The 15,930-nt window shown below is 60.5% G+C and carries 16 protein-coding genes; 8 read left to right on the forward strand and 8 right to left on the reverse strand.

The genetic code is table 11. The annotated features are described in order from the left end of the window. A complete protein-coding gene (locus EXQ56_07850) occupies positions 1 to 720 on the reverse strand; it encodes an orotidine-5'-phosphate decarboxylase (protein MSO20364.1) in 720 nt (239 codons plus the stop codon). 313 nt (positions 721 to 1,033) lie between these two features. Between EXQ56_07850 and gyrA the strand changes: the two genes are divergently transcribed. The 3 genes from gyrA to larE all read left to right on the forward strand — a co-directional run bounded on the left by gyrA (position 1,034) and on the right by larE (position 4,835). Beyond that, complete coding sequence (gyrA, locus tag EXQ56_07855) at positions 1,034 to 3,568, forward strand: DNA gyrase subunit A (protein ID MSO20365.1); 2,535 nt, start codon at positions 1,034 to 1,036, stop codon at positions 3,566 to 3,568. A 73-nt stretch (positions 3,569 to 3,641) separates the two neighbouring features. Then, entirely contained in the window at positions 3,642 to 3,839 is a 198-nt protein-coding gene (locus EXQ56_07860; GenBank protein MSO20366.1) for a DUF2283 domain-containing protein, read from the forward strand. Positions 3,840 to 4,007: 168 nt separating this feature from the next. After that, a complete protein-coding gene (larE, locus tag EXQ56_07865) occupies positions 4,008 to 4,835 on the forward strand; it encodes an ATP-dependent sacrificial sulfur transferase LarE (GenBank protein ID MSO20367.1) in 828 nt (275 codons plus the stop codon). A gap of 3 nt (positions 4,836 to 4,838) precedes the next feature. On the opposite strand, the gene EXQ56_07870 is transcribed toward larE, so the two are convergent. Next, complete coding sequence (locus tag EXQ56_07870) at positions 4,839 to 6,071, reverse strand: iron transporter (GenBank protein MSO20368.1); 1,233 nt, start codon at positions 6,069 to 6,071, stop codon at positions 4,839 to 4,841. Between the two features lie 201 nt (positions 6,072 to 6,272). Here EXQ56_07870 and purS point away from each other — a divergent pair, with 201 nt between their 5' ends. From purS to pyrE, 3 genes are all read left to right on the forward strand, one after another. Beyond that, the gene (gene purS, locus EXQ56_07875) at positions 6,273 to 6,518 is read left to right on the forward strand and encodes a phosphoribosylformylglycinamidine synthase subunit PurS (protein MSO20369.1); all 246 of its coding nucleotides are present in this window, start codon (positions 6,273 to 6,275) and stop codon (positions 6,516 to 6,518) included. Positions 6,519 to 6,636: 118 nt separating this feature from the next. Continuing rightward, a complete protein-coding gene (gene glmS, locus EXQ56_07880; GenBank protein ID MSO20370.1) occupies positions 6,637 to 8,508 on the forward strand; it encodes a glutamine--fructose-6-phosphate transaminase (isomerizing) in 1,872 nt (623 codons plus the stop codon). Between the two features lie 62 nt (positions 8,509 to 8,570). Next, positions 8,571 to 9,140 (forward strand): orotate phosphoribosyltransferase, encoded by a 570-nt coding sequence (gene pyrE, locus EXQ56_07885; GenBank protein ID MSO20371.1) that lies wholly within the window; start codon positions 8,571 to 8,573, stop codon positions 9,138 to 9,140. Here pyrE and EXQ56_07890 read toward each other — a convergent pair. Together EXQ56_07890 and EXQ56_07895 are read right to left on the reverse strand one after the other, a co-directional pair. Then, positions 9,109 to 9,306, reverse strand: coding sequence for an AbrB/MazE/SpoVT family DNA-binding domain-containing protein (locus EXQ56_07890; GenBank protein MSO20372.1), 198 nt, complete (start codon positions 9,304 to 9,306; stop codon positions 9,109 to 9,111). The genes pyrE and EXQ56_07890 overlap by 32 nt on opposite strands. A gap of 306 nt (positions 9,307 to 9,612) precedes the next feature. Then, positions 9,613 to 10,944, reverse strand: coding sequence for an MFS transporter (locus tag EXQ56_07895; GenBank protein MSO20373.1), 1,332 nt, complete (start codon positions 10,942 to 10,944; stop codon positions 9,613 to 9,615). A 115-nt stretch (positions 10,945 to 11,059) separates the two neighbouring features. On the opposite strand from EXQ56_07895, the gene rlmB reads away from it, so the two are divergent. Continuing rightward, a complete protein-coding gene (gene rlmB / locus EXQ56_07900) occupies positions 11,060 to 11,788 on the forward strand; it encodes a 23S rRNA (guanosine(2251)-2'-O)-methyltransferase RlmB (GenBank protein MSO20374.1) in 729 nt (242 codons plus the stop codon). A 67-nt stretch (positions 11,789 to 11,855) separates the two neighbouring features. After that, a complete protein-coding gene (locus tag EXQ56_07905; GenBank protein ID MSO20375.1) occupies positions 11,856 to 12,869 on the forward strand; it encodes an ABC transporter substrate-binding protein in 1,014 nt (337 codons plus the stop codon). A 33-nt stretch (positions 12,870 to 12,902) separates the two neighbouring features. Here the strand turns inward: EXQ56_07905 and EXQ56_07910 are convergent, their stop codons facing one another. The 4 genes from EXQ56_07910 to EXQ56_07925 all read right to left on the reverse strand — a co-directional run bounded on the left by EXQ56_07910 (position 12,903) and on the right by EXQ56_07925 (position 15,919). Continuing rightward, positions 12,903 to 13,445 carry an N-acetyltransferase gene (locus EXQ56_07910; GenBank protein MSO20376.1) on the reverse strand — a complete coding sequence of 181 codons (543 nt, stop codon included), beginning with the start codon at positions 13,443 to 13,445 and terminating at the stop codon, positions 12,903 to 12,905. Next, positions 13,442 to 13,888 (reverse strand): hypothetical protein, encoded by a 447-nt coding sequence (locus tag EXQ56_07915; protein MSO20377.1) that lies wholly within the window; start codon positions 13,886 to 13,888, stop codon positions 13,442 to 13,444. Before EXQ56_07915 ends, EXQ56_07910 begins: the two co-directional genes overlap by 4 nt. 249 nt (positions 13,889 to 14,137) lie before the next feature. Continuing rightward, positions 14,138 to 14,743: a phosphoribosylglycinamide formyltransferase gene (locus EXQ56_07920; GenBank protein ID MSO20378.1), complete on the reverse strand. Its 606-nt coding sequence runs from the start codon at positions 14,741 to 14,743 to the stop codon at positions 14,138 to 14,140. Positions 14,744 to 14,881: 138 nt separating this feature from the next. Beyond that, on the reverse strand, positions 14,882 to 15,919 hold the full coding sequence (locus tag EXQ56_07925) for a phosphoribosylformylglycinamidine cyclo-ligase (GenBank protein ID MSO20379.1): 1,038 nt from the start codon (positions 15,917 to 15,919) through the stop codon (positions 14,882 to 14,884). Positions 15,920 to 15,930: the final 11 nt, after the last annotated feature.

Genomic DNA, 15,930 nt, shown 5'->3' on the forward strand with positions numbered 1-15,930 from the left:
CTAGCGCACGGCCATGCCGGTCTTTATTTCTTCGATGATGGAGACGGCGACCGCGGTGGGGTCTTTGGCGTCGCGGATGGGGCGGCCCACGACGAGATAGTCGGCGCCGGCCTTAATCGCAGCCGCCGGAGTGGTGGCGCGCTTCTGGTCGTCTTCCGAGACACCGGCGGGACGGATGCCGGGTGTTACGATAATCGGACCAGGGCCGGCCATGCGGCGAATGGCGCGCGCCTCAAAACCGGAGGCCACCACGCCGTGGCAGCCTTGGGCGATAGCGTGCTCGGCGCGCTGTATCGCCAGGTCCTCCACGGAACCGCGCAGGCCCATCTCCGCCAGATCCTCCGCTCCCATGCTGGTCAACACGGTGATGGCCAATATCTTCAAGTGGGAGCCGGCGCATCCCATCGCGGCGGCAGACACGGTTCTACCGGCCTCATGCACCGTGAGGAAAGTCGCGCCCAGCCGGGCCGCCTGACGCGTGGCGCGGCGGACGGTCTCCCCGATATCGTAAAATTTCAGATCCAGAAAAACATTGTTGCCGCGGTCCAGCAGCGAGCGGATGTAGTCCGGCCCGATCACCGTGTATAGTTCCAGTCCCACCTTGTAGAAGGAGACAACGCCCAGCAGCTTATCAACCAGTTGATCGGCCTGCACGGCGGAAGGGAAGTCGAGCGCGACGATCAAGCGGTCGCTGGCGGCGAGGGAGGAAAGATCAGACATAGGGTAAAGGGCGACCGAGTTTCCAAACGAAGGACTCAAAGCTCAGGACTAGGCCAGCAGAACAGTGTACCTGTCCTGCGCCCGCCAAACAATGCCCCCAACAATACCCCTAACAATCCCGATGATGGTGTGCTGGAAATTGGAAGGCCACGGAGCGATGTGATTGGCGCGACCCACCCCGGCAAAAATTCTTGCACAGATCCTGTTCGGGGAGCGCAATCTCAACGCTGCACGAAGTATAATAAATCTTTGGCTGCGAGGGCCGTTCGCAGCCCTCCGGTACGCCGCAATCCCTGAAGGAAAACGATAACGCATGGCGGATCAACCTACTAATCCCCCGACTAATCCTGGCGGCAACCTGCCTGGCGATGGACAGCAATCCGAGCTGCCGCTGCCGAAGAATCAGTCCACGGTAAACATCGAAGACGAGATGCGCAAGTCGTATCTCGATTACGCCATGAGCGTGATAATCGGCCGCGCGCTGCCCGACGCCCGCGACGGCATGAAGCCCGTGCATCGCCGCATTCTCTACGGCATGTACGAGGCTGGCCTGCGCGCCAACCGCCCCTATCGCAAATGCGCGAAAATCGTCGGCGAAGTGATGGGTAACTATCACCCGCATGGCGACTCGCCCATCTATGACGCATTAGTCCGCATGGCGCAGAACTTCTCCATGCGCTACGAGTTGGTGGACGGTCAGGGCAACTTTGGTTCTGTCGATGGCGACCCGCCCGCCGCCATGCGGTACACCGAGGCGCGGCTGTCGTCGATCTCCGAGCGCCTGCTCGACGATATTGAGCGCGAGACGGTCGATTTCCGTCCCAACTACGATGAGAGTCGCGAAGAGCCCGTGTGCCTGCCCACACGCATTCCCAATCTATTGGTGAACGGCTCGTCGGGCATCGCCGTGGGCATGGCCACCAACATCCCGCCGCACAACCTGCGCGAGATCATCGCCGCGACCATTCAGTTGATTGAGCACCCCAACACGCAACTGGCGAAATTAATTGAGTTGGTGCCCGGCCCGGATTTCCCCACCGGCGGGTTTCTCTACGGCAAGGCCGGCATTCTGAATGCGTATAAGACCGGCCGCGGCAGCTTCATCATGCGCGCGCGCGCCGCCATTGAGAAAATGGGCAAGGATCGCGAGCAGATCATTGTCACCGAGATTCCGTATCAGGTGAACAAGTCGCGATTGATTGAGAAGGCCGCCGAGCTGGTGCAGGAAAAGAAGATCGAAGGCATCTCCGATATCCGCGACGAGAGCGACCGCCAGGGCATGCGCATCGTCTTCGAGCTGAAGCGCGGCGAGCAGGCCGAAGTGATCTTGAACAATCTTTACAAGCAGACGCAGATGCAGACCAGCTTCGGCATGATCCTGCTGGCCGTGCATCAGGGGCAGCCGCGCGAGCTGGGCCTGGCCGAGGCGCTGAAGATTTTCATCGACCACCGCGTCGAGGTGGTGCGCCGGCGCACACAGTATGATCTGCGCAAGGCCCGCGAGCGCGAACACATTTTAGAGGGTTACCAGAAGGCGCTCGATCATATCGATGCGGTGATCAAGCTGATCCGCGCATCGAAAAATCCCGCCGAGGCGCGCGAAGGATTGATCGCCAACTTCGAGATGTCGGAGATTCAGGCCCGCGCCGTCCTGGACTTGCAATTGCAGCGGTTGACCGGCCTCGAGCGCGAGAAGATCGCCGACGAAATGAAAGAGCTGCGCGAGAGCATCAAGGAACTCGAAGAGATTCTCGCCAGCGACAAAAAATTGAAAGGCATCATCATCTCCGAGCTGCGCGAGGTTTCCAAAGACTACGGCGACGACCGCCGCACGGAGATCATCGAGGAGCAGGCCGAGATTCATCTCGAGGACCTGATCCCGGTGGAAGACGTGGTGGTAACGGTCAGCCGCCAGGGCTACCTCAAGCGCACCCCCGTCGACACCTATAAAAATCAGGGGCGCGGCGGCAAGGGCCGCATCGGCATGAAGACGCGCGAGGAGGATTTCGTCGAGCGCCTTTTCGTGGCCTCCACGCACAGCTATCTGCTGATCTTCACCAATCGCGGAAAGATATATTGGCTGAAGGTCTATGAAATTCCCGATGTCGGCACCGCCGGACGCGGCAAGAACATCGTCAATCTGGTGAACTTCGATCAGGGCGAGCGCGTAACCGCGGTGCTGGCGGTGAAGGATTTCGCCGAGGACCAGTTTGCGGTGATGGCCACGCGCGAAGGCGTGATCAAGAAATGCTCGCTCTCGCAGTTTGATAATCCGATGGCGCGCGGCATCATCGCCATCACCCTGGATCAGGACGACGAGTTGATTGCGGTCGAGCAGACCGACGGGAAGCAGTTTATTTTCCTGGGCACGCACGACGGCAAAGCGATCCGCTTCCTCGAGGAAGAGGTGCGCGCGATGGGCCGCCAGGCGCACGGCGTGCGCGCCATGACGCTCAAGAAAGGCGACTACATCGTGGGCATGGCCGCGGTGGAGGAAGATGGCTGGATCATGAGCGTCACCGAAAACGGCTACGGCAAGCGCACCGAACTCGGCAAGTACCGCGTGCAGGGCCGCGGCGGACAAGGCATCATCAACCTGAAGACCACGCCGGAAAAGGGCAAAGTGATCGGCATCATGAACGTCAGCGAAGACAGCGAAGTGATGATCATCACCCAGCAAGGCAAGATCATTCGCCTGGAGTCCAACGCCATCCGCTCCGCCGGCCGCTCGACGCAAGGCGTCCGCCTGCTGCGCGCCGACGAAGGCGACCAGATCGCTTCAACCTGCCTCATCCCGCCGTCAGAAGATAACGGCGAAGAGGAAGAGAAGCCGCCGCTGATCCAGTAAGGTATTTGCGCGCTATACTGTTGCCGAATGGCGAAACGGTTCACAACGCCTTTTTCGACCGGACATTTGCGCTATGAAGATTAAATATTTTCAGGATACGGATACCCTGTGCATCGAGCCTCGCGCCGTTGAAGTGGCGGAGACCCGGGACCTCGACGAAAACACCCTTTTGGATTTGGATTCGCAGGGCAATATCTGCGGGTTCACGATTGAGCACGCCAAAGATCGCGCCGAGATTACGCAGTTCTCCTTCGAGCAGATCCCGGCCTAGCCGTGCGCCTGCTGCGAGTTGACAAAGGTGATCACAATACCTGATCGCATCCAAGCGAAATATCCGCTGCCTGTTGTCGCACGGCGTAATGTTTCATTATCCCGAAGAAAAGTTTGAAAATTGGAGGTCACCAATTGTGACAGCCAATCCGACCGCGACAGTATCCCAATGAAAATGGGCGCCAACAAAATCGCAGGAAAAGCAGAATTGCTGGAGAAAAAACTCGGAGCTCTGCAATCCGCACTCGTGGCCTATTCCGGCGGGGTGGATTCGGCTTACCTGGCGTGGGCGGCGCGGCGGGCGCTGGGCGACAGGATGCTTGCGGTGCTGGCTGATTCGCCGAGCCTTGGCGAGTCGCAACGTGAGCACGCCATCGCGTTTGCCCGCGATTTCGATATTCCGCTGGAGATTATCCGCACGGCGGAGTTTGATAATCCTACTTACATCGCCAACGCGCCGGACCGCTGCTTTTATTGCAAGGATGAGTTGTTTGGGAAATTGTCGGACCTGGCGCGCGCGCGCGGATACGCCGCGATTGCCTACGGCGTAAACGCGGACGATGTTCACGACTACCGCCCCGGGCATCGCGCCGCCGCTGAGCATGGCGTGTGTTCGCCTCTGCTCGATGCGGGATTGACCAAGGCGGAGATTCGTCAGCTTGCGAAAGAGGTCGGCCTTCCGGTGTGGGATCGTCCGGCGTCGCCGTGTCTTTCTTCGCGCATCCCTTACGGCACTCCGGTTACAATTCAAACCGTGAAGACCATCGACCACGGCGAAGACTCTCTCCGCGCGCTCGGCTTCCGCCAGTTCCGCGTGCGCCACCACGGCGAGCTGGTGCGCATCGAGATCGCCGCGGACGAACTGCCTCGCGCGCTCAATCCGCAGATGGCGCAGATTCTCGCAGAGAAGTTCAAGGCGCTAGGCTATAAGTACATAACGCTGGACATGGAAGGCTTCCGCTCCGGCTCCCTCAACGAAGTCCTGAAAGCGGATTAGCGCCTAGCCGCCGGTGGAGATCATCTTGCCGCTGAGTTGCAGGTAGCCGACGTAGGCGAACAGCAGGACGGTGGCGACCAGCGTGGCGTTGATCCACCAGGGGTTGCGGAAGCGCGCGCCCACCCAGCGGGTGCGATTGTTCAGCACCAGTAGGGTCAGCGCCAGCATGGGCATGAACATCGCGCCCATCACGGCGTAGGCGAGCTGAATTTTTTCGACTGTCATGAACAGGTTGGCCATGGGCACCAGCGCGATGGCGATCAAGTAGCCGCGATACGCGCCGGTCTTCTTCAGGTCGATGGAGCGCAGCGTTGCGACTACTTCGACAGAAGACGCGGCGCCCTTGTGCTTGCGCAGCGAGAGGAAGTCGGCGAACAGGTATGGCGCGCTCTGCCATACGCCGATTAGGCTCGAAAATACCGCGCCCCAGAAGCCAAAGAGAAATATCCAGCGACCCGAGGGGCCGAGCACCATCTCCAGTTGCTCGGCGAGTTGTCCGGCGAGGCGGATGCCGGAGCCTTCGAGCTGAATGCGCGATCCGATTATGACCATGGACACGCCGAAGATCGCAGTCAGAATGTAGCAGACGGCAAGATCAATGCGGCAGATGCGCGCGCCCTCTTCGCCGGTGCGGCCTTTCTCGCGAATCCAGTAGCCGTAGGAGAGCAGCGTGACTGTTCCGCCCACTCCGCCCAGCACTCCCAGCATCCACGGCAGTGTTTCAAACGAGATGCTCGGGACGATTAACCCGTGCGCCACCGCTCCCCAATTCTGAACAAGCAGGAATGCGGTTACCAGAACGGCGACAAACTTGAAAGCGATGAACGTCTGCATCACCTTCTCGAAGATGGCGAAGCCGCCCAGCCAGACCACCGCCAGTCCCGCGATGGAGTGGGCCACGCCCCAGATATTTTTCGACGTGGTAGGATCGCCCAGCGGGATAATCGACGCCGCGGCCACGCCGCAGGCCGTGATCAGCGCTCCGCCCACGAAGAAAGTCCAGAGCAGGAAATAGGCGATGAACACCCATTGAATCCAACGACCGAGCTTGGTGACCCAACCTTCCAGCAGCGTGGTGTCGGTGGCCATCTGCCAGCGCGCGATGCCTTCGTTGAGCGTCCACTTCATAAACGAGCCAATCACCGCCGACCACAGAATCGCGAGGCCAGCCTTCGACCCGGCAATGCTGGCGGTGAGCAGGTCGCCCGCGCCGACCCCAGTTGTCGCCACCAGAATTCCCGGCGCGATAATGGCCATCCAGGGTAGCTTGTGTTTACCGCTCATCAGTAAAGACCTCGTTGGCGATCTCGTTGCCGAGCAATGGTAACATAGTGTTTCGCATCCGCGGGTCCCGCAGGAATTTGCAGCGCCCGAACGAATGCCCATGAGGCAGACAGGTGGGTGTCAACAAAAATGAGTACCGCAGAAAAAACAACCATTCGCGCCAACGTATACGTGAGTTTAAAAAAGACAGTGCTGGACCCGCAGGGGCAGACCATTCAGTCCGCGCTGCGCGGACTCGGGTTTCAACATGTGGAGGGCGTGCGGCAGGGCAAATACTTCGCCATCGACCTCGACGCTTCGCTGAGTCCCGATGCGGCCCGCGCGGAGGCCGACCGGATCGCGCGCGAAGTGCTCACCAACCCGGTCATCGAAGAGTATCAGATCAGCATGGGCAGCTAATCGAATGATTGTCATTCCGAGCGTAGCGAGGAATCTGCTTTGCTACCACTCTGGGAAAGCAGATTCCTCGTCGCGGTGCTCCGCGGAATGACAAATTGCTACACGCCCGGAGAAAATTATGTGCGGCATAGTTGGCTACATCGGTGAAAAGAAAGTTGTGCCGGTGATCCTAGAAGGGTTGCAGCGCCTTGAGTATCGCGGCTACGACTCGGCCGGTATCGCCGTGGTGGACGCTCAGGGCAAACTCGATGTCCGCCGCGCCTCCGGCAAACTGCGTAATCTCGAGAAGGTCGTGGCAGCACAGCCGCTCGATGGTACTTACGGCATCGGCCACACGCGCTGGGCCACGCACGGACGGCCCACGGAAGAGAACGCCCATCCCCATCGCGACTGCACCGGCGAAATTGTTGTGGTGCAGAACGGCATCATTGAAAATTATCTGGCGTTGAAGCGTCAACTGACCGCCGAAGGCCACAAGTTCTTAACCGAGACCGACACCGAAATCATCTCCCACCTGATCGAAAAAGAAATGGCTGCGCTGCCTGCGGGCGGGAAACGCTTGGAGTTGGCTGTCGCGAGCGCCATCGCGCAGATGAAGGGCGTCTATGCCATCGTGGTGATCGCCGCCAGCGATCCGAAGAAGATTGTCGCCGCGCGGCTGGGGCCGCCGATGGTCGTGGGCATCGGCGACAAGGAATATTTTGTCGCCTCCGATATTCCCGCCATTCTGTTTCACACTCGCGACATGCTTTTCCTCGCTGACGGCGAGCTGGCCGTCATCACCACTGCCGGGGTGAAGCTCACCGATTTTTCCGGCAACGAAATTCGCCGCGAGCCGCAGCGTGTGATGTGGGACCCGGTGCAGGCGCAGAAGGGCGGCTACAAGCACTTCATGCTCAAGGAAATTTATGAGCAGCCGCAGGCCGTGCGCGACACCACGCTCGGACGCGTGAGCCTGCCCACAGGCGAAGTGATTCTCGACGATTGGGATTTCACCGCCGAAGATTTCCGCCGCTTTCAGCAGGTGAAGATCGTCGGCATGGGCACGTCGTATTATGCGGGGCTGGTGGGCAAGGTGCTCATCGAGCGGCTGGCGCGCATCTCGACAGAGGTGGACTACGGCTCGGAGTATCGCTATCGCGATCCCATCGTCGGCGCCGAGACTCTGACCATCGTCATCACCCAGTCCGGCGAGACCGCCGACACGCTAGCCGCGCAACGCGAGAGCAAGCAGAAAGGCTCGAAGACGCTGGCCATCTGCAACGTGGTGGGCAGCATGGCCACGCGCGAGGCCGCCGGCACGCTCTACACGCATGCGGGTCCGGAGATCAGCGTTGCCAGCACCAAGGCGTTCACCTCGCAGATCACCGCGCTGCTGCTGCTGGCGCTGCACATGGGGCAGAAGCGCGGGCAGGTATCGCCCGAGCAGTCGCTCCGGCTGATCGAAGAGTTGGCCAAGATTCCCGGCAAGATCGAGATGACCTTAGCGCGCAATCAGCAGATTGACGAACTGGCGCGCGTCTTCTTCAAGAGCCGCAATTTCCTCTATCTCGGCCGCGGCATTCATTACCCCATCGCGCTCGAAGGCGCGCTGAAGCTGAAAGAAATCTCCTACATCCACGCCGAGGGCTACCCCGCCGGCGAGATGAAGCACGGCCCCATCGCGCTGATCGATGAAGAGATGCCCGTGGTGGTGATCGCCACGCAGGAGCGCGGCAACGCGGTCAGCGAGCTGGGCTACGAAAAAGTGCTGAGCGGCATCGAGCAGGTGAAGGCCCGCGCCGGTCGCGTGATCGCCGTAGTGACGGAAGGCGACACCGACGCGCGCAGCATCGCCGACCACGTTATCGAAGTCCCGCCCGCACCGGAGTTGCTCACGCCGTTGCTCGAAGTAGTCCCCTTGCAGATGCTCGCCTATCACATCGCCGTGCGCCGCGGCTGCGACGTGGACCAGCCCCGCAACCTGGCCAAATCCGTCACGGTGGAATAAGTGATAAATCCCACAATGCCGCGCGCGTCAGCAAGCGGACCCCCACGAAGGAATCACAAACGATGGATACCCGCACACGATTAAAGAACATCCTCTGCGAGAAGTCGGTGAAGCTCGGCGACTTCACGCTGTCGTCGGGGAAGAAGAGCAACTTTTATCTCGACTGCCGCACGACAACGCTCGATGCCGAAGGCGCGTACTACACCGCGCTGAGCGTGCTGGAAGTGCTGCAGCATCTGAAGCCGTATCCGCTGGCCATCGGCGGGCTGACGCTGGGCGCCGACCCTATCGTGGCGGCGGTCGCGGCGATGAGCCACCTGCACCATGCCGAGAAGAAGATCATCGCGCCGGTCTCGGCGTTCATCGTGCGCAAGGAGACCAAGAAGCACGGCATGCAGAATTTGATTGAGGGCTGGCGCGGGCCGGAAGGCTCGCCCGTGGTGATCGCGGAGGACACCTGTACCACAGGCGGCTCGGCTATTCAGGCCATTGAACACGCCAAGGCCGCTGGCTGGAACGTCGTGGCGGCGGTCTGCCTGGTGGACCGCGAAGAAGGCGGCCGCGAGGCCATCGAGCCGTTGTGCCCGTTTTACGCGCTGTTCACCGCGCGCGAGCTGGTCGCTGCAAAGTAGTCGCAGGGGCACGCGAAGCGCGAACAGTCCTCGTTGCGCGAACACGACCAAACTTCTTCTGATCGGCAGCCTTCGCGCGCTTTACTGTGATCCCTCTGCCTACTGCCCTGACCTCGACCACATCTCCGACCTTAATCTTGGCCTGATCGCGAAACGGCGAAGGGATAGTTAATTAGAAATTTTTCTGGACCTTTACGATCGACATGTATTTTCTCCTAATTACGCTCACAGCTCAAACGGTGTTCAGGGGACGGCACCAACGGTGCCAGTCTAAGCTACTCTCAGGATTGCTGTAGAGAAGTTCTCAGCCCCGTAGGGGCGGCATAAAGTAGCCCCGGGCGTGAGCCAGGGGCTTACAAACGTAAATAACAAATAGCCCCGGCAGGGGCGAAAGAGTTTTCTTCTCACTTTCTATCACCCCTACCGGGGCTCGGTTGGAATTCGGAAACTCCACACCATTTATTAAAATGGGCTACGCCCGGCCGAGCTGCCGGATGGCGTCCACCACGACGGCGCGGCGGCGGTCGAAGATCAGTGCGGCGATGATGCAAGCGGCGGCGGTAAGCGCGACGGTCCAGCGCACGCCGATCCAGTCGCCGAGCCACCCGGCTATCAGGCTGCCGATGGGCACCATGCCGAGGAACATCATTCCGTAATAGCCGACGACGCGCCCGCGCAGGTGATCGGGCGTGATGGATTGCAGCGCGGTGTTGGTGGAGGCGATCTGGGTCATGATGCCGCCGCCGGTGATGGCCACCAGCAGGCAGGCCAGCGGCAGCCAGCTTACGAAGGCGAAGCCGAGCAGTGCGACGCTGTAGATCAGCGTGGAGCGCACGATGCGGCGGCTGATGCCGCTCAGGTCGATGCGCGAGGCCATCATCAGCGCGCCTACCATAGCACCGGCGCCGAAGCTGGTCAGCAGGTAACCCAGCGTTTTAGGCCCGCCGCCCAGCAGGCGGTCGGCGAAGACGGGCATCAGCACGATGGCCGGATAGCTAAAGACGCTGAGGATGCCCAGGTTGATGAGCAGCGCGCGCGTGGGCTTGCTTTGCAGGACATAATTCGCTCCCTCGCGGAGTTGCGCGACCGGCGAGCTATGGTTCGTGCGCGGCGGCGTTGGCGGCAGACGCATCATCAGCAGGCCGATGATGACGGCGATGAAAGAAACCGCGTTGACGGCGAAGCACCAGCCCTCGCCGATGGACGCCAGCAGAATGCCCGCCACCGACGGCCCGATGACGCGGCCCAGATTGTACATGCTGGAGTTCAGCGCGATGGCGTTCATCAGGTCTTCCTTGCCCACCATCTCGACTACGAACGACTGCCGCGCCGTCAGTTCGAACAGGCCGATGACGCCGAGCGCCAGCGCCATATAAAAAACCGTCCAGTGCTCAATGCGGCCATTGAGCGTCAGCCAGGCGAGCACCACGGCCTGCGCAGCCATCAGCGTTTGGGTAAGGATCAGCAGCTTGCGACGATTGAAGCGGTCGGCGAGCACGCCACCGATGGGCGAGAATAAGTAAGGAAACTGCGAGGCGAATCCCACCAGCCCCAGCATCACCGTCGAGCCGGTGAGTTTGTAGACCAGCCAACTCTGCGCCACCGACTGCACCCATGTGCCGATCACGCTGAGCAGTTGGCCCGTGAGGAACAACCTGAAATTGCGATGCTTCAAGGCGCGGGTGGTTACGCGCAGGCGGGCGAACACGTCATCGTGGGAGGGAGGGACGGAGCCCGCCGGCGCGGTGGAATCGGAATGTGAAGATGAGTTCAGAAATGACAAAAAACGCTCTCCTCCGAGCACGGCCTACTCTCCATTATATGCGCAGGTCGTGCGCCGTGGTTCGTTTAGCGGGGGCCATCGTTGTGATAGATTGGTGAATCCTGAACACTGTGCTCGGCTGGTCGTGATAAGGGCTATGGATAAAATTTGCGGAATCCATTCCGTGCGCGAAGCAGTCGAAAGCGGGACTCAAACCGTGGAGCGTCTGCATGTGCTCCAAGGCCAGCAGAAACCGAATTCACGATTGCAGGAATTAGTGGAGCTATGTCGCCAGCGCGGAATCGCCGTGCGCTTCGAGCCGAGTGCTGCGCTCGATCGGCTGGCAGGGCGTGCGCATCATCAGGGAGCGGTGGCGGTGATTGGCGGCTATGGCTACGCGGAGTTAGAAGACGTCATCGCAAAGTTACCCGAAAAAGCGCTGCTGTTGCTGCTCGATGGCGTGCAGGATGTGCACAATCTGGGCGCGTTAATCCGCACGGCGTGCGCCGCCGGTGCCGCCGCGGTGGTCATCCCGGAACGTCGTGCCGCCGGGCTGACGCCAGCCGTTGTGCAGGCCGCCAGCGGCGCGCTGGCGCATCTTCCCGTTGTCCAAGTGGGAAACCTGGTGCGCGCCATGGAGCGGTTGAAGGAAGAATCCTTCTGGACCATCGGCCTCGATGAGCGCGCCGAAAAGTTTTATGACCAGGTGGACTATCGCGGTCGCGCGGCCATCATTGCGGGCGGAGAAGAGAAGGGCCTGCACGAATTGACGCGCAAGAACTGTGATTTTCTGGTGAGCATTCCCGCGCCCGGAAAAATCTCGACGCTCAACGTCAGCGTGGCCACCGGCATCGTGCTGTTTGAAGCGGCGAAGCAGCGTCGCTGAATGGCTGCTGACAGCGCGAGGGAGCAAGTGTAGAATCTGCAACAGAAGAATTTGTAGGAGGACTTTCATGAGACTACGACGACGGTTAGTATCACTTCATGTTGTAGCGGCCATCCTCTGCATCTGTGCGGTGGCCCGCGCGCAGCAGAAAATCCCTATTCAAATTGCGCTCGGGGATGTCGAGATTCAGAAAGTTCCGTTTCAGATCGCGCTCGATCAGGGCATCTACGCGAAGAACGGCCTCGACGCGGACGTGTTCTACACCACGGGCGCGGCGGATTTTGCGCGGCGCAGCGGCGTGAATGTCCCAGCGAACCTGGTGAAGAGCGATGAAGCGGCGATCCTCATCTCGGGAGGCACGCCCCTAACCGTCGGCGTGGTTACTGACATTCGCAATTGGGACCGCGTGATTCTGGCCACCACGGACCCGGTGGTCCATTGGTCGATCATCGCGCGGCCCGACATCAAGCGCGTGGAGGATCTGAAGGGCAAGCGCATCGGATTTTCCGGCGTCGGGGCAATGACTCATTACATCGCGCTGAGTTTGTGCAAGCGCATGGGCTGGGATCCGGTCTTCGATGTGTCGATGATGGCCGGCGCGCTGACCGTCGATGGCCTGCAAACCGGGCGCGTGGACGCCATCATCGGAGATAACTTGCATGGCACCATGGCGCGCGCGGCGGGCTTTCCCGTGCTATTCAATCTGACGGAATGGAAGATGCCCATCGCCGGCTCCGGCGTGCGCACGACGAAGACCTGGGTGCGCGAGAATCGCGAGGCGGCGCGACGCTTTACCAAATCCATGGTGGAAGCGATCGCGCTTTTCAAGAAAGACCCGAACGTCGCCTACGAGTCCATGAAGAAGTGGTGGGGCATTACAGATATAGAAAAGCTGAAGGCCATGTACGCCGACGCCGCCACGCTGCCGCGCAAACCGTATCCGTCCATCGAGGGCATCAAGACAACCATGCAGATCTACGACTCGCACGAGATGCGCCGCCATAAGCCGGAGGACTTCTTCGACGCGAGCTTCATCAAGGAGCTTGACGACAACGGCTACATCGACAGCTTGTACAAGTAGTTTGGAAGGTAGCAGACCAACAACGCCTTGTGATTACTTCGTGGAATGTGCTGCGGCCCACTCAGCACGAGTGATTTCGTAGATTACGTGCGGCAGGTTTTCGTACATACCTTCGCGGTTGTACTTCATGCCAACCTTTTCCAGAACGCGGCGCGAGGCGGCATTTCCCGGCGCAGTCAGCGCGATGATGCTTTCCATCCCTAAGCGTGCAAACGACAGACCAACCAATGCGCCGGCGATCTCTGTCGCGTAGCCTTGGCCCCAATAGCCGGGCTTTAACAGGTAGCCGAGCGTTACTTCCGGCCAATCGTCAACCGTCATGCAGCGAAACCCCGCCAGGCCAACGAGCGCGCCGCCGTCTTTTTCAAACCACACCCAGCGGCCAAAACCATATTGATCCCAGTGCTCAACAGCGGCGCGGAACATCCCGCGGCATTGCTCGCTTGACTGGACACCTCCTGACCAAGCCATGACCTGCTCCTCACGCCATAGGCTACAGAGGTCGTCGAAATGATGATCGAAAACCTGCACGGCGCGCAGGCGGGAGGTCTCAAACGAGGTGATGCTCTGGGTCATTGTGTTGCCGGAGATGTGGCGGGGGCTTCTTCTCCGTCGGCGGGGTCGGCGGGACCATTCTTGATCTCTTCGGGAATATCGCTCAACCGCTCCAGATCGTGAGTCTGCTGGCCTTCGGCCCAATAAACCTGGCGCACGGTCGGCTTGCCCACGAATCCCTTTTCCCACGCTCCCACAGCCACCAACACGCCGAATTCACGACCGTCCGGGAGGAATGCGGAGACCTGCACGCAGGCGGGGAAGTCGCGCCCCTCATCCACGGAAGGGTCGCCAGTCTGCTCGCCGCAATCGTTGACTTCCAAGAATATTTTGGCTTGGGGGCCGGCCACGCGCGGGAGCCATGCGCCGAACGGCTCCTTGGGAAGCTTGGCATCAAGTGCGGAGGCGGGAAGCTTTCTCACCCGCTCCTCGGCTTCCGCGTCGTCGAGTTCGGCGTGAAGCACGGATGCAGTGTGCAGGAAAAACGCAACGAGAAGGAGCGTCACCCAAAGCAAGTGCCGAGATATGAAATGGCTGGATTGCATCGCATCCTCTAGAATAAAGATCGCTTGTCTTTCCTAGCGGCCTGTCCCGACAAATCGGGAAGCGAGGAATTTGTTGTTTCCTTCACAGAGCCGCGCGCGTCAACAAGCGGACCCGTCAGCAACAGCAGATTCCTCGCCACGCTCGGAAGGACAGTGTAGTGAGCAAAACTAACTCGACAGCACGCGACGGCCCACAATGCGCCAGCGGTCCGACAATACAATATTAATCGCCTCGGAGTAGATGCGATGCTCCTCTTTCAAGATGCGCGCGGAAAGAGTTTCGGCGGTGTCGGCATCCTCCACCGGCACTGCGGCCTGCAGGATGATCTGCCCGGCATCGAGGTTCTCGTCCACAAAGTGCACCGTGCAGCCGGTGATCTTCACGCCGTGATCGAGCGCTTGGTGCTGCGCCTCCAGCCCCGGAAACGACGGCAGCAGCGATGGATGGATATTCAGGATGCGCTGCGGAAATTCGCTCACGAAGTACGGGCTGATCAGCCGCATGAAGCCGGTCAGGCAAACCAGGTCCACCTGCTTCTCCTTCAGCACCGCAACGACCTGCCGGTCGTACGCCTCGCGCTCGAGGCCCTTCGAGGGAATCACGCGCGCGTCCAGCCCGCGCCGCCGTGCTTCATCAATGCCGACCGCCGCCGCGCGATTCGAGATGACCACCGCAACCTCGGCGTCAATCCTGCCCGCGGCAATATTGTCCGCAATGGCCATGAAGTTCGACCCGCGCCCGGAAAGCAAAATACCGATACGTTTCTTTGCCATGAGTCCTCTTGCAGCCTTATTAGTTGTCATTCCGAGTGTAGCGAGGAATCTGCTTTTGGTTGCGCGCGAAGGCTGAAAAGCAGATTCCTCGCTACGCTCGAAATGACAACGCAAGTGATCCGAGTCGCACCGCAACGGCTACAGATAGACAACTTCGCGGGTGCCTTTGGCCGTGGTGCCGATCTGAAAACATTTCTCTTTGGCCTTCTTCAGTACGGCGGTGGTCTTCGCCAAATCCTTCGCGGCTACCACGAGTATCATCCCGATACCCATGTTGAAGGTGCGCGACATGTCGTTTTCGGGGACGTTGCCAATGGCGCGCAGCAGGCCGTAGAGCGGCAGTTCCGGCCAGCTTCCGCGCGTGATGCGAGCTTCGATTCCTTTGGGAAAAATGCGCGGCAGGTTGCCGGTGATGCCGCCGCCGGTGATGTGCGCCGCGCCCTTCAGCAGCCCCGCGTCGTTTAGCGCGAAAATCGCCTTGGCGTAGCTGCGGTGCGGCTTGAGCAATTCATCGGCGACGGTGCAGCCGAGGCGCGGGATGAACTCATCAAGCTTATATCCAGCGGTTTCGAGCAGCAGCTTGCGGGCGAGCGAATAGCCATTCGTGTGCAGGCCCACGCTGGGCAGGCCGAGCAGCACGTCGCCAGGGCGAATGCCCGCGCCGTTGATCACTTTCTTCTTGTCCACGATGCCGGTGATGAAGCCCGCGAGGTCGTACTCACCGTCGGCGTAGAAGCCGGGCATCTCGGCGGTCTCGCCGCCGATGAGCGCGCAGCCGTGCGCGCGGCAGGCGTCGGCCAGACCAGAAACAATTTGCTCGATTACCGACGGCTCGATGCGCCCGCTGCCGATGTAGTCGAGAAAGTAGAGCGGACGCGCGCCTTGCACGGCGATGTCATTCACGCAATGGTTGACCAGATCCGCCGCCGCCGAGCGGTGCCGCCCAGTGGCGAACGCCACCTTCAACTTGGTGCCCACGCCGTCGGCGCTGGAGACCAGCACGGGCGACTTGAGACCCTTTAGATTGGGCCCGTAGAGCGCGCCGAAGCCGCCGATGCCCGCCAGCACCTGCGGCGTGAAGGTGCGCTTGGCCAGCGCCCCGATGCGCTTCTTGGTTTTCTCCGCGCGGTCAATATTGACCCCGGAGTCGGCGTAAGTAATAGTTTTCGTTTTCATTCCGCCCACAA

The sequence above is a fragment of the Acidobacteriota bacterium genome, from assembly GCA_009691245.1.
Lineage (GTDB): Bacteria > Acidobacteriota > Terriglobia > 2-12-FULL-54-10 > 2-12-FULL-54-10 > SHUM01.